Source organism: Cellulomonas sp. A375-1, from assembly GCF_001040865.1.
In the GTDB taxonomy this organism is placed as follows: domain Bacteria; phylum Actinomycetota; class Actinomycetes; order Actinomycetales; family Cellulomonadaceae; genus Cellulomonas; species Cellulomonas gelida.
Genome location: NZ_LFKW01000133.1, coordinates 45698 through 58478, shown reverse-complemented (window position 1 = coordinate 58478; position 12781 = coordinate 45698). Strand labels below are relative to the sequence as shown.

Below are 12781 nucleotides of genomic sequence, written 5' to 3'. Positions count from 1 at the left end.
TCGCCCGTTCAGGCGCTGGTCAGGTCGACCTCGTCGGACGACTCGACCGTGGCGGTCCGCCCGGGGCCGTCCTGGAACTGCCAGTAGAGGTTCGCGTGCGACACCACCAGGTCGGGGGTCGGTGCGCCCCAGGCCGTGAGGTCCTCGGTGCTGTGCGCGTCGGACACAAGGGTGACGTCGTAGCCCCGCACGAACCCGCCGTGCAGCGTCGCCCGGACGCACGCGTCCGTCTGGGCGCCGGACACGACGAGCCTGCCGACCTTGCGAGCTGCGAGCTCGGCCTCGAGAGGGGTGTCCTCGAACGAGTCGCCGTACCGCTTGTCGACGATCACCTCGTCGGGCGCGGGCGTGAGCTCGGGGATGAGCTGCCACACGTCACTGCCCTCGGGCAGCTCGTCGGACTGGTGGCGCACCCACACGACCGGCGTGCCCTGTGCGCGAGCGCGGGTGACGAGCCCGTCGATCGTCGCGACGACCTCGTCGCGCGCGTGGAGCCCGCTCGCGACGCCGTTCTGCATGTCGATCACGAGCAGCGCTGTGGCGGCTCGTCCCTGGAGAGTGGTCATGGAGCCAGTAAGCCACCGACCACCGACACGCACCGCAGGAGGGTCAGCGCACGGCCTTCTCGGCGCGGTCTCGGATGCCGATCAGCATGCGTCGCGACATCACGGTGCTGACCGAGCCGACGACCTCGTTGACCGGGACGGCCCACCACCGCGGCCGCGCGTAGCGCTCGCGCACGACGAGTCGCGTGGAGCGGTCGCGGCCCGGATGGAGCGTGAACGCCCAGCTGAAGCTCGCGTCGGGGGCGGTCAGCACCAGGGCGCGCGGCGGGTCGACGATCGTCACGGCGAGCGCGGCGCTCTTGGCGAGATGCACCTCGTCGCCCGGTGCGAGGCCCTGCCAGCGGTCCTCGATGCGGTTCGCGGAGTGGATCTCCAGCCCGAGCAGGTTCTCCAGCCAGTCGTAGGAGTAGAACCCGCCACGACCCTGACCGAGCTGCACGAGCCAGGGCCAGACGCGTTCGGCGGGTGCGTCGATCGTGATGGCACGCGTCGCGACGAGGCTCGGCACGGGGACGACGTCGTCGCCGGCGAGGCCGGTGTCGAGCTCGTCCTCGCTGGCGCCCCACTGCAGGCCCCACGTGCGGGCGAGGGGGACAAGCGCCACGGCGGCGGCCGCCGTGAGGAGGCCCACGGCACGGGGTGTGGGAGCGCGCATGCTCCAGTGGACCCCTGGGAGGAGGTCCGCGCGAGCGACGAACGTCCCGGCGCGCGAGGCGGCGGTCCCGCCGGGCGAGATCCGCGCGATCCCGAGCGCGGCCCCGGCCGTGTCTCGACGCCGGTGGCCGGTGTGGGTGGGCGGGTGCAGGATGCCCGCATGCTGCTCGCCGACGTCGCCGCGACCTCGTCCGCGCTGGGTGCGACGCGTTCACGTCTGGCCAAGCGCGCGCTGCTCGTCGACCTGCTGCGACGCACGCCCCCGGCGGACGTGCCGATCGTCGCGCGGTACCTCGCGGGCGAGCTGCGGCAACGCCGCACCGGGCTGGGCTGGCGCTCGCTGCGGACGATGCCGCCACCGGCCGACGAGCCGAGCCTGCAGGTCACGGACGTCGACGCGGCGTTCGCCCGGATGGCTGGGCTCGCCGGACCGGGTTCGGGCACCGCGCGCGCCGCCGAGGCCGCCGCGTTGTTCGGCGCCGCAACGGCGCCCGAGCAGGACTTCCTCGGCAGATTGGTCAGCGGTGAGGTGAGGCAGGGTGCGCTCGACGCGCTGCTGCTGGACGCGGTGGCCGAGGCCGCGGGCGTGCCGCCCGAGTCGGTGCGCCGCGCTGCGATGCTCGCGGGTGCGACCGAGCCCGTCGCGCAGGCCGCGCTCGCGGCGACCGACCCGTCCGCCGCGCGCGAGGCGCTCGCGGCGTTCACGCTCGAGGTCGGCCGCCCGGTGCGGCCGATGCTCGCGCAGTCGGCACCGGACGTCGCCGCGGCGCTCACGACCGTCGCTGACGTCGAGGACGGCGACCTGGCGGTCGTGGACGCCAAGCTCGACGGCATCCGGGTCCAGGTGCACCGAGCCGACGACGAGGTCGCGGTCTTCACGCGCTCGCTCGACGACATCACGGCGCGCGTGCCGGAGATCGTCGAGCAGGTGCGCGCCCTGCCCGCCCACCGGCTCGTCCTCGACGGGGAGGCGCTGGTCGTCGACGGGACGGGCCGCCCCGTGCCGTTCCAGGACACAGCCGCGCGCGCAGCCAGTGGGGACGCCGAGGTCGCTGCGACGCAGCTGCTGCAGCCGTTCTTCTTCGACTGCCTCCACCTGGACGGTGAGGACCTGCTCGACCGTCCCCTCACCGAGCGCCTGGCCGCCCTCGACCGCCTCCTGGTGGACCGTCCCGGCCTCGGGGTCGCCCGCGTCGTGACCGCCGATCCGGAGACGGCGCTGGAGCACGCGCGCGCAGTCCTCGCCGCCGGGCACGAAGGCGTCGTCGTCAAGGCGGCTGGTTCGTCGTACGAGGCGGGCCGGCGAGGCGCGGCGTGGGTCAAGGTCAAGCCGCGGCACACCCTCGACCTCGTCGTCCTGGCGGTCGAACGAGGCTCGGGCCGTCGCCAGGGCCTGCTGTCCAACATCCACCTCGGCGCACGGGACGAGCACGGTGGCTTCGTCATGCTCGGCAAGACGTTCAAGGGCATGACCGACGAGATGCTCGCCTGGCAGACGGAGCGGTTCCGCGAGCTGGAGATGGCCGACGACGGCTGGGTGGTGACCGTTCGCCCGGAGCAGGTGGTCGAGATCGCGTTCGACGGCGTGCAGCGATCGACGCGCTACCCGGGCGGCCTCGCGCTGCGCTTCGCACGCGTCCTGCGCTACCGCGACGACAAGTCGGCTGCGGAGGCGGACACGATCACGAGGGTCCGCGAGCTGGCGGCGTGGGCCGAGGGATGAGCGAGGGTCAGCGGCTGGTCTCCCAGCGGTGGCCGTAGCGGACCAGGGGTTGCATCGCCTCGATGAGGTCGCGGCCGCGGGGTGTGAGCTCGTAGCGCACGCTCACGGGCGTCGTCGGCTCGACGATCCGGGCGACGAGCTCGGCACGCTCGAGCTCCTTGAGGCGGACCGAGAGCATCCGGTCCGAGAGGCCGATCACCGAGGCCTGGATCTGCGTGAAGCGGTGCGCGCCGCGGCCGAGCGCGAACAGGATGCTGCTGCTCCACCGGCGGCCCACGAGCTCGAGGACGTGTGAGGCGCTGCGGCACGCGTCGTCGTCGATGGGCAGCAGGGGAGCGTGGACATCGATGCCGGGGGACGTCGAGGCAGGAACGGGAGCGTGCGTCGTCACTTACCTAGAGTAAGTCGCTCACGCCCGTTTGCGCGCCCCGCACGCTGACGCCGATGCTGGGGTCATGCCCGACTACGGTCACCCCCTGCGCTTCGGCACCTTCGTCACGCCGGTCAACGCCCCGCCGGACCAGCCCGTGCGGCTGGCCCAGCTCAGCGAGGAGCTCGGCTTCGACCTCGTCACGTTCCAGGACCACCCCTACCAGCCGGCGTTCCACGACACGTGGACGCTCCTGACGTGGGTGGCCGCGCGCACCGAACGGATCGGCCTCGCCGGCAACGTCCTCAACCTGCCGCTGCGCCAGCCCGCGGTGCTCGCGCGCTCGGCGGCGAGCCTCGACCTGCTCTCCGGCGGTCGGCTCAGCCTCGGGCTCGGGGCGGGGGCGTTCTGGGACGCCATCGAGGCCATGGGCGTGCCGCGCCTGACGCCGGGCCAGAGCGTCGAGGCGCTCGAGCAGGCGATCGAGGTCATCCGAGGGGTCTGGGACACGGACTCACGCGGCCCGCTGCGGGCGGGCGGTGAGCACCACCACGTCGCGGGGGCCAAGCGTGGGCCGGCTCCGGCGCACGACATCCCGATCTGGCTGGGGGCGCTCAAGCCGCGCATGCTGCGCCTGATCGGCCGCTCGGCGGACGGCTGGCTGCCGTCGCAGAGCTACCTGCAGCCCGGCGACCTGCAGCGCGGGAACGCGACGATCGACGAGGCCGCCCGGGACGCCGGGCGCGACCCGCGCGAGATCACGCGCCTGCTCAACATCGGCTCGCTTGGCGCCGAGGAGATCGCGCGCCTCGCCACCGAGGACGGCGTCAGCGTCTTCATCGTGGCCAGCGACGACGAGCGGACCCTGCAGCGCATGGCGCACGAGGTGATCCCCGCGGTCCGTGACCTCGTCGATGCCCAGCGCGTCACCAGCGGAACCCAGCAGGCCGGCCGGATCCGCAACCAGATCGCCCTCGCGCGGCGGCTTCCGGGGATCGCCTACGACGACGTGCCCGCCTCGCTGGCCGAGACCGCCGTCGAGCCCGGCGACCGCGGCTACGCCCGCTACACCTCGTCGTACCTGCGCGGCGGGGCGCCCGGGCTGGTGCTGCGCCCGCACACGATCGCGCAGGTGCAGGACGCGGTCGGCTTCGCGCGTGCGCACCGGGACGTGCCGCTCGGGCTGCTCAGCGCGGGCCACGGCATCTCGGGCCGCTCGGTCAACCACGGCGGTCTCGTCGTCGACCTGGGCGCCCTCGACGAGGTGACGCTGCTCGACGAGGCGACCGCGCGCGTGCGGGTGGGGCCGGGTGCTCGCTGGATCGACGTGGCACGCGCGCTGGCGCCGCACGGGCTGGCGGTCACCAGCGGCGACTACGGCGGCGTGGGCGTCGGCGGCCTGGCGACCGCGGGAGGGATCGGCTGGTTCGCACGCGAGCACGGGCTGACGATCGACCACCTGCGGTCGGTGGACGTGGTCCTGGCCGACGGATCGCTCGTGCACGCCTCCGACGACGAGAACGCCGACCTGTTCTGGGCGATGCGCGGCGCGGGCGCGAACTTCGGCGTCGCGGTCTCGTTCGAGCTCGAGGCGGCGCGGGTCGGCCAGGTGGGCTTCGCGCAGCTCGTCCTGGACGCGAGCGACCTGCCCGGGCTGCTCGAGCGGTGGGGGAGCGCGATCGAGTCCGCGCACCGCACGGTCACGGGGCAGCTGGTCCTCGGCGGTGCGCGGCCGGGCACGCCGCGGTATGCGCAGGCCATGCTCGTCGTCGACTCCGACGACCCGGACACGATCATCGAGCGGCTCGGCCCGATCGCCCAGGTCGCGCCGCTTCTCGACCAGTCGGTCGTGCTCGCGTCGTACGACGAGGTCATGGGCGCCTTCCACCAGGAAGGGCCCCAGCGCGGGCAGGGCGAGCCGTTGTCGCACTCGGGCATGGTGCGGCACCTGACCGCCGAGCTCGCCGCCGAGGTCACCGCGCTGCTCGACGCCGGCGCGTCGTACTTCCTGCAGGTCCGCGCGGTCGGCGGCGCCGTCGCGGACGTCGACGCCGACGCGACGGCCTACGCCTGGCGGGACGCGGCGTTCAACCTCGCGGCGTTCGGCACGCCCGCGTCAGGGTTCGACGCCTGGTGGCGGCGGCTCGAGCCGCACTTCGAGGGCATGTACCTCAGCTTCGAGTCCGACGAGGGTCCCGACGTCGTGGCCCGCGCGTTCCCGCCGGCCCACCTCGCACGGCTGCGTGACCTCAAGCGCCGCTACGACCCGACCGGGCTGTTCCGCGACAACTTCTTCATCGAGCCGGCGGCCGACGCCGTCGCGTGATCAGCCGACGCGCGCCGGGGCGGAGGCCAGCCGCCGAGCGATCGCGGCCGCGACCACGTCGGTGACCTCCGGCGCGACGTGCAGGTTGAGCGCGGGCTCGAACAGCTCGGCCTCGAGCAGGACGAGCCCGTGCTCGGCCGAGTCCACGACGTCGATCCGTGCGTACAGCGGCGCACCCAGTCCCGTCGCCTGGTCGACCGCCGCGAGCACGCGGTGGGCGAAGGCCGCCTCGTCGGGCGTGACAGCCACCCGCTCGGGATGCTCCTCGTACGTCCCGCCGAGCAGCCCGCCGCCCGGGGCGAGCAGTGCGCCCTTGGCGATCGCGTGGGTGAGTTCGCCGTCGATGAGGTACAGCGCCTTCTCCCGGCCCGCCGACAGCTCCGGGACCTCGGGCTGCACCATGACGACCCCACCGCCAGTCACCACGCGGGCCGCGAGCTCGAGTGCTCCGGGGTCGTCGGCCCGGAACAGGCCGGTGTCGCGCGCGCCCGCCGAGACGGAGGGCTTGAGCACGACGTGCGCGGCGTCCGGGAAGGCGGACAGGTCGCGCGCGACCTCGTCGACGGTGGTGCGGTACGTGGTGGGCACCACGGCGACACCCAGCTGCTCGAGCTGGGCGAGGTAGCGCTTGTCGAGGTTCCACGCGACCAGCGCGGGTTCGTTGAGCACCGTCGTGGCAGCGCCGACCCGCGCGAGCCACGCCGTGAACTCCTCGACGCGCTCGGGGTAGTCCCACGGGCTGCGCAGGACCAGCAGAGCGTAGTCGGCCCAGTCGACGTCCTCGTCGTGCCAGACCGTCGCCTGCGCGTCGACGCCGCGCGCCCGCAGCGCCTCCACCAACGGTCCGGTGTCGTGGTCGAGGTCCTCGAGCGGGTAGGAATCCGTGACGACGATGCCGACGCGCGGCGACGGGGCGGGGTCGAGGGTGCTCACGAGCACGTGACTGTAAGCGACGAGGTCACTGTCACGTGGTCTGCGCCCGCGCGGCCTCAACCTCGCGCGTCACGCCAGGCGACCCACTGCGCCGCGAGCGAGAGGTCGTAGTCGGGGCCCGACGTGCCGACCGTCAGCAGCGTCGCCCCGGCGGCGAGCAGACCCTCGGCCTGCTCCTGCGGCGGCCGGGAGACCGCGGCCGAGCGTTCGACGAGCCGCGCGGTGTCCCGGCCGACGTCCACCCCGTGCTCGTCGAGGATCGCGCTCTTGCGCGCGAGCGTCTCGGCGTCGCCGAACGAGTGCCAGACGTCCGCGTGCTCGGCCACGACGCGCAGCGTCTTGCGCTCGCCGCCGCCGCCGATGAGGACGGGGATCTGGCGCGTCGGAGCAGGGTTGGACGCCGCCCACCGGGCCTTGATGCGGGGGAGCGCCTGCGCGAGGTCGGCGATGCGCCCGCCCGCGGTCCCGAACTCGTACCCGAACTGGTCGTAGTCCTTCTGGAACCAGCCCGCACCGATGCCCAGGATCAGGCGGCCGCCGCTGATGTGGTCGACCGTGCGGGCCATGTCGGCGAGCAGCTCGGGGTTGCGGTACGAGTTGCACGTCACCAGCGCGCCGAGCTGGACCCGCTCGGTCTGCTCGGCCCACGCGCCGAGCATCGTCCAGCACTCGAAGTGCTTGCCGTCCGGGTCGCCGGTCAACGGGAAGAAGTGGTCCCAGTTGAACACCACGTCGACGCCGAGGTCCTCGGCGCGGCGCACCGCGTCCCGGATCTGGCCGTAGTCGGCGTGCTGCGGCTGGAGCTGGACACCGATACGCACGGGAAGGCTCATGCGCAGAACCTATGACGTCGTCGCGAACGATGCGATCGGTTGTCCCGCTAGTCGCGCCACGGTGGAGCCGTCGTCGCGTGCGACGCGTGCAGCGACAGCGCGTCAGCCGCATCGGCGATCGGAATCCGCTCCTGCTCGATCCGGCGCAGGGCTACCTCACCAGCGGTGGCGATCTGGTGATACGCCTCGGTCTCGTCGTCGGTGAGATGGGGCAACGTCTCAGACGACGAAGGAATGCGCCTGCCCCGCGCGTCTCGATCGACGCCGAGGTGGCTGTACCTCGACAGCGCCGCAGCGTCCATCAGGATCGAGGCGACCGGGCGGCCGGACGCTCCGTCGGGACTGGTGCGGGCCAGGGCGGAGCGGAAGTGGTTCAGGATCGCGAAGCCCGCGGCGTCGATGTCCCCCCAGTACACGACGCCCGGAGCGCGCCGCAGCCACGGGATGTCGGCGAGCAAGGCTGCCGCTGCCATGCCGCCGCCCTCGACGACGACGGTGCCAGGAGTGAGCGGAAACCAGAGGCGGCAGTCGCGGTTCTCGACGACGAGCACGGTGTGCGGCTCATACGCGAGCTCGTGCGTGTCACCGGTCGTCCACGCGTCGTGCCGTCGACCTCCCGTCATCGCGTAGGCCGGATCCACGTAGGTCAGGTGGACGACTGCGAGCCGCGACCGCACCTCGTCGAGAACATCGCGGCCGACGAGATCGCGCAGCAGCGCTCCGTGCTTGAGAAGCCACTTCGAGTGCATGCGCGGGATGGGGATGGAGCGAGCGGTCCAGTCACCGACGTCAGGATGCGCGCGGAGCCACCGGACGGCTTCCAGCGCGACCTGAACGTCGTCATCGTCGAGCTGGCACACCGCCCGGAGGACCGTCGGAGTCAGGCGTGCCGATGACGCGAGAATCTCGCCAGCAACCCGGCACGCTCGTTGATGGTCGAACGGCGGCCGCAGGCCCGCGAGCGCCAGGAGCTCGGTGGCCGCGTCAAGCCCGCTCAGGGTGAGGGTCGCCGGGAGCATCTCGGCGACCTGAGAGACGACGACCCGTCGCCTCTCGACCGTGACACCTGGGAGGCCACGTGCGGCCACTGCAGACCACTCCTCGACCCAGCGGGTCCGAGCGTCCAGCCCGAGCCGAAGAACGACCGCGCCGCTCGTCACGCCTGGGCTGAGCTGCACGTGGATCGCGCGGTTGGTGCATTGGGTGATCTGGATGCACACCGCATCAGCCCACGCGGTGCGCAGGCGGTGCGTCACGGTCTCGGCTGCCTCGGCGAGCGAGACGAAGCGAGAGCTCACTCAGACGCCATCGGGTCGGGCACGCCGGCGATGGGCTTGGTGCGGGAGCGGCCCGTGGCGTCCTTCAGCACGACGTACTTGACGTCCACGTGCGGCTCGAGCGCGCTGAACTTGTCGTTGGGCGCCCCGATGACGAGCTGGAAGCCCAGCCCGCGCCACGCGCCGATCGCGCGACCCGTGAACCGCGCGTCGGCCTTGATGAGCGCCTCGTCGAGGAAGACCGGCGCGTACCGGGGCCGTTCGGCGCCGGCGTCGCCGAGCTGGTAGCGCAGGGCCGCGCCGACGATGAACGCGACGAGCTCCTGCGACTCACCGCCGGACTTCTCGCCGATGTGGTCGTACAGCGCCACGTGGTTGCCCTCGAGGTCGACCTTCTCGGCGGACAGGCGCACGTGGCGGCGCACGTCGATCAGGTCGGCGAAGTCGGGTGCGGTGCGCCGGATGCGGTCGATGACCTTGGCCATGCGCAGGTAGCGCCGCTCGCGCTCGGCGTCGGTCGCCTCGGTGGCCAGCACCTCGCGCAGGTCGCGCAGCTCCTTGCGGAAGCGCGCGACGACGGTCGACTGCGTGTCGCGCGCCTCGATGCGCAGGCGGTGCTCGTCGTCGGCGAACGGCAGGTCCGCGAGGATGTCGTTGACCGGCCGGATGCGTTCCTTGATCTCCCGGACCGAGCGTGCGAGCGCGCTGTGCAGGTCGGTCAGGTCGTTGCCCGACAGGCGCAGCAGGCTCTTGCGCCACTCGTCCTCGAGGTCGTGCAGACCGTTGGTCTCGAGCTCGGTGAGGATGCGCTCGAAGTCGGCGTAGGAGTCGTCGGGGTCGGCCCCGAGGTTCGGGTCCGGCCAGCGCTCGACGAAGGTCTCGAACGTGCGGCGCAGCGACTCGCGGGCGGTGCCGATGATCTGCTGCGCGGCCTGGCGGTCGGCCAGCAGGAGCGAGTGGGCGCGCGCCAGGACGTCGTCGAACGCACGCAGGGCGTCGTTCGCGCCCGCCGCCGCGTTCGTCGTGCGGACGTCCTGCACGTCCGTCCCGACGAGCAGGGCCTCGAGGTAGGTGCGCTGGTCGTGACCCACGCGAGTGCCCGCGGACCGGGCCTCGTCGAGCGCCTGCTGCGCGGTGTCGACCTCGTCCGTGGTCGTCGACCAGAGCTCGGAGGCGGCTCGCGCCTCGTCCTTGGTCACGCCGAGCTGCTCGGCGAGCACCTGGATGGTCGTGTCGAGCTCGGCGGCGCGCCGCTGCAGGCGCGTGATCTCCGGGTTGCCGGACGTCACCTCCTCGATGACCTGCGCCCACCGGGCCTGTGCGGCCTCGATGGTCGCGACGTCGACCTGGTCCCAGGTGATCTCGGTCAGCGTCTCGTAGGCGCGGCGCTCGACGTCGTGCGTGTCGAGGCCCGCCTCGGCCTCGCTCACCTGCGCCTCGACCAGGTGCAGCCGTTCCTGGGCGCGCGCGACCTGCTCGTCGAGGTGGGCGAGGCGACGCGTGTTGGTGAAGCCGAGGACGTTGCCGCGGCCCTGGCCGCCGTGCGCGCCCTGGGTCCCCTCGGACACCTGCCCCGAGCGGGTCAGCGCCTTGGCGTGCTGCGACAGCTCGCCGGGCGTGTCGACGCACACGAAGGCGAACGCGCGCGCGAGCTCGCCGCGCAGCCAGCCGGTGAACGGGCCGTTGCGGAAGTCGAGGCGACCGGGCAGCGTGCGGGAGTCGAGCGCGACGTCGTCGCGCATCCCCGTGGGCACGCCCTGGAACCGGATACGACGAGCGGTGGGAACCGCGTCGATCGCCTTGCGGAACGCGCCCAGGTGCGCGACGTCGATGAGCAGACGCGTCGCGAACCCGCCGAGCGCGAGGTTGAAGGCGTCGCGCCACGGCTCGTGCTCGGTGCGGACCTCGATCAGCTCGGCGACGAAGGGCAGGTCGTCGGGCGCCAGCCCAGCGGCCTCGGCCAGCGCCGCGCGAGCCCGGTGCAGCTCACCGGGGATGTTGTCGTGCCGCCGCGCGACCGCGGCACGTTCGGCGGTCAGGTCGGCGAGGTCGGCGGCGGCCTCCTTCTTCTCCGACATCGCGTCGAACAGCGCCTGCCGTGCGGACGCCTTCGCGTCGGTGTCCCGCAGGGCCGCGTGCGCCCGCGCGACGAGCGCGGTGTGCTCGGCGTCGGTCGTCACCGACGTGCCGGGCAGCGCGCGCAGCACGTCGTCGAACCGGGTGCGGGCCCGGCGCACGTCCTGCAGTCGTGCCTCGACGCCCGCGAGCTCACGCTGCGCGGTCGCGAGGCGGTCGCCGCCCGAGGACCAGAGCGTCTCCTTGACCCCGTCGAGCTCGGACCGCGCGGCGGCGATGCGCGCCGCGGTCTCGGCCGCGCGTGCGTTGCTCTGCTGGTGGCGACGCTGCAGGTCCTGCTCGGCGTCGCGGAGCAGGTCGAGCCGGCGCTCGTGCTTCCACAGGGCCGCAGGCGAGGTCGCGTCGTCGAACGTCCCGAGCTGCTCGATGACCCGCAGCCGCTCGGCGGCCTGCTCGATGTCGGCCCGGTACGCGCGGATCGGCTCGAGCGCCTTGACCTGCTGGCGCGCGGTGATCATCTGCTCGCGCGTGCCCGTGAGCTTGTCGAACTGCTCGACGACGGCGTCGGCCGTCGCGAACGTGTCCGGTTCCTCGAGCACCATCGCCTTGTAGAGCGCGTCGACAGTGGTGATCTGCTGCCCGGCCTGGATGCGGCCCAGCAGCGCGACGGCCTTGTTCCCGTCACCCGCCGCGCCGATCCCGAGCGTCGAGTGCAGGCGCGCGGTGAGCTCACGGTCGGTGTCGAACACCGTCAGGCCGGCTTCCGTCACGGCGGCCCGGCCGAACCGGTGCGCGGCCGCGGCCTCGAGCTCGCGCAGGTCGAAGCTGCCCTCGCGGACGGCGCGCACCGCGACGACGTCCTCGAGCGTCCGCGCCGCGGACGGCACGTACCAGCCGCGCACCGCCGTGAGCTCGGTGCCGGACTGGTCCACCCACGTCATGGCGATCGCCGACCACGTGTCCCGACCGTCCCCGCGCAGCACCCGCTGCCGGGTCCCGTCCTCGGTGCGCGACTCGTCGAGCTTGCCGCGCGCGTAGGACAGGATGTTGCGCTGGTCCTTGCCGCGCGGGCGCCCGACGACGCCGCCGTTCGACGCACCGTTGAACGGCGTGGTGTGCGGCATCAGGAGCGCGATGTACGCGTCCATGAGCGTGGACTTGCCCGAGCCGGACCCGCCCGACAGGAGCGTGGCGGTCGAGGCGAGCCGCACCCGGTGGTGCCCGTCGTACCCGCCCCAGTTGACGAGCTGCAGGTCGCGCGCGACCCACTGCTGGCCGGTCGACTCGGCGGGGATGAGCCCGAACAGCGTGTCGATCATCGTCATCGCGTGACCTCCTGCGTGCGCGCGGCCTGCTCGCGCAGCCACTCCCGCAGCTCAGCGAGCCGCTCGTTGCTCAGCACGATCTCGACGAGCGGCGTGACGCGGAAGCGTCCCTGCGACTCCTCCTCGATGAGCCCCTCGCGCTCGAGGCGCGCCACGGCGGCCCGGATCTCGCGCTGGTGGGCGGCGACGTTCGTGTCGTCGGGGTCGAAGTACGTCAGGGCGGTCTGCTCGAGCTCCTCGACGTCCACGCGCACCGACGTCTCGCCCGCACCCTGCTCGCGCTGGAACACGGTCCGCAGGTGCACGAGCACGAGCGTCTCGGCGCGCGAGTACGCGTCGTCGCGCAGCAGCACGGGCACGTCGAGCTCGGCCGAGCGCACCTGGCGCTTGTAGGCGACGCCACGGTCGTGGTCGACGACGAGGTGCACGAACAGGTCGTGCAGCCGCGACTCGATGACCTGCTGGTTCTCCAGGAGGGTCCGCCACTGTGCGCGGTTCTTGTCGGCGACGAGGAACCGCCGCTGCAGCAGCCGGACCAGGACCCGGCGCACGTCGGCGTCGAGCGTCCCGGAGTCGCCCGCGAACAGCTCGGCTGGGTCCTCCTCCATCGGGACGGGGGCGATGAAGCCCTCGTCGGCGCGGGGAGCGCTCGCGGCCTCCACCGGCTCGTCGTGCACGGTCACCGCCACGTCCTCGGT

At 73.0% G+C, this 12781-nt stretch carries 10 protein-coding genes; 2 read left to right on the top strand and 8 right to left on the bottom strand.

Annotated elements, in window-relative coordinates; genetic code table 11:
* Nucleotides 1–8: 8 nt before the first annotated feature.
* Nucleotides 9–566, bottom strand: coding sequence for a cysteine hydrolase family protein (locus CWIS_RS14310; RefSeq protein WP_048343988.1), 558 nt, complete (start codon nucleotides 564–566; stop codon nucleotides 9–11).
* Between the two features lie 43 nt (nucleotides 567–609).
* Nucleotides 610–1170, bottom strand: a complete 561-nt coding sequence (locus CWIS_RS14305; protein WP_231583907.1) for an SRPBCC family protein — start codon at nucleotides 1168–1170, stop codon at nucleotides 610–612.
* Nucleotides 1171–1380: 210 nt separating this feature from the next.
* Here CWIS_RS14305 and CWIS_RS14300 point away from each other — a divergent pair, with 210 nt between their 5' ends.
* On the top strand, nucleotides 1381–2943 hold the full coding sequence (locus CWIS_RS14300; RefSeq protein ID WP_048343986.1) for an ATP-dependent DNA ligase: 1563 nt from the start codon (nucleotides 1381–1383) through the stop codon (nucleotides 2941–2943).
* Between the two features lie 7 nt (nucleotides 2944–2950).
* Here the strand turns inward: CWIS_RS14300 and CWIS_RS14295 are convergent, their stop codons facing one another.
* Complete coding sequence (locus CWIS_RS14295) at nucleotides 2951–3334, bottom strand: helix-turn-helix domain-containing protein (protein WP_231583906.1); 384 nt, start codon at nucleotides 3332–3334, stop codon at nucleotides 2951–2953.
* Between the two features lie 64 nt (nucleotides 3335–3398).
* Here CWIS_RS14295 and CWIS_RS14290 point away from each other — a divergent pair, with 64 nt between their 5' ends.
* Nucleotides 3399–5639 (top strand): LLM class flavin-dependent oxidoreductase, encoded by a 2241-nt coding sequence (locus CWIS_RS14290; protein ID WP_048343985.1) that lies wholly within the window; start codon nucleotides 3399–3401, stop codon nucleotides 5637–5639.
* On the opposite strand, the gene CWIS_RS14285 is transcribed toward CWIS_RS14290, so the two are convergent.
* The 5 genes from CWIS_RS14285 to CWIS_RS14265 are packed head-to-tail and all read right to left on the bottom strand — an operon-like array spanning nucleotide 5640 to nucleotide 12691.
* The gene (locus tag CWIS_RS14285) at nucleotides 5640–6578 is read right to left on the bottom strand and encodes a RimK family alpha-L-glutamate ligase (RefSeq protein WP_048343984.1); all 939 of its coding nucleotides are present in this window, start codon (nucleotides 6576–6578) and stop codon (nucleotides 5640–5642) included.
* Between the two features lie 50 nt (nucleotides 6579–6628).
* On the bottom strand, nucleotides 6629–7405 hold the full coding sequence (locus tag CWIS_RS14280; protein WP_048343983.1) for an LLM class F420-dependent oxidoreductase: 777 nt from the start codon (nucleotides 7403–7405) through the stop codon (nucleotides 6629–6631).
* 47 nt (nucleotides 7406–7452) lie between these two features.
* Complete coding sequence (locus CWIS_RS14275; RefSeq protein WP_048343982.1) at nucleotides 7453–8703, bottom strand: Wadjet anti-phage system protein JetD domain-containing protein; 1251 nt, start codon at nucleotides 8701–8703, stop codon at nucleotides 7453–7455.
* Complete coding sequence (locus CWIS_RS14270; RefSeq protein WP_048343981.1) at nucleotides 8700–12083, bottom strand: ATP-binding protein; 3384 nt, start codon at nucleotides 12081–12083, stop codon at nucleotides 8700–8702. Before CWIS_RS14270 ends, CWIS_RS14275 begins: the two co-directional genes overlap by 4 nt.
* Nucleotides 12080–12691: a DUF4194 domain-containing protein gene (locus CWIS_RS14265; protein WP_197080861.1), complete on the bottom strand. Its 612-nt coding sequence runs from the start codon at nucleotides 12689–12691 to the stop codon at nucleotides 12080–12082. Before CWIS_RS14265 ends, CWIS_RS14270 begins: the two co-directional genes overlap by 4 nt.
* Between the last annotated feature and the right edge of the window lie 90 nt (nucleotides 12692–12781).

What these genes read in the sequence shown, in the direction of transcription:
- CWIS_RS14310 (WP_048343988.1), bottom strand. Translation starts at nt 566, where the DNA reads ATGACCACTCTCCAGGGACGAGCCGCCACAGCGCTGCTCGTGATCGAC.
- CWIS_RS14300 (WP_048343986.1), top strand. Translation starts at nt 1,381, where the DNA reads ATGCTGCTCGCCGACGTCGCCGCGACCTCGTCCGCGCTGGGTGCGACG.
- CWIS_RS14290 (WP_048343985.1), top strand. Translation starts at nt 3,399, where the DNA reads ATGCCCGACTACGGTCACCCCCTGCGCTTCGGCACCTTCGTCACGCCG.
- CWIS_RS14280 (WP_048343983.1), bottom strand. Translation starts at nt 7,405, where the DNA reads ATGAGCCTTCCCGTGCGTATCGGTGTCCAGCTCCAGCCGCAGCACGCC.
- CWIS_RS14270 (WP_048343981.1), bottom strand. Translation starts at nt 12,083, where the DNA reads ATGACGATGATCGACACGCTGTTCGGGCTCATCCCCGCCGAGTCGACC.
- CWIS_RS14265 (WP_197080861.1), bottom strand. Translation starts at nt 12,691, where the DNA reads ATGGAGGAGGACCCAGCCGAGCTGTTCGCGGGCGACTCCGGGACGCTC.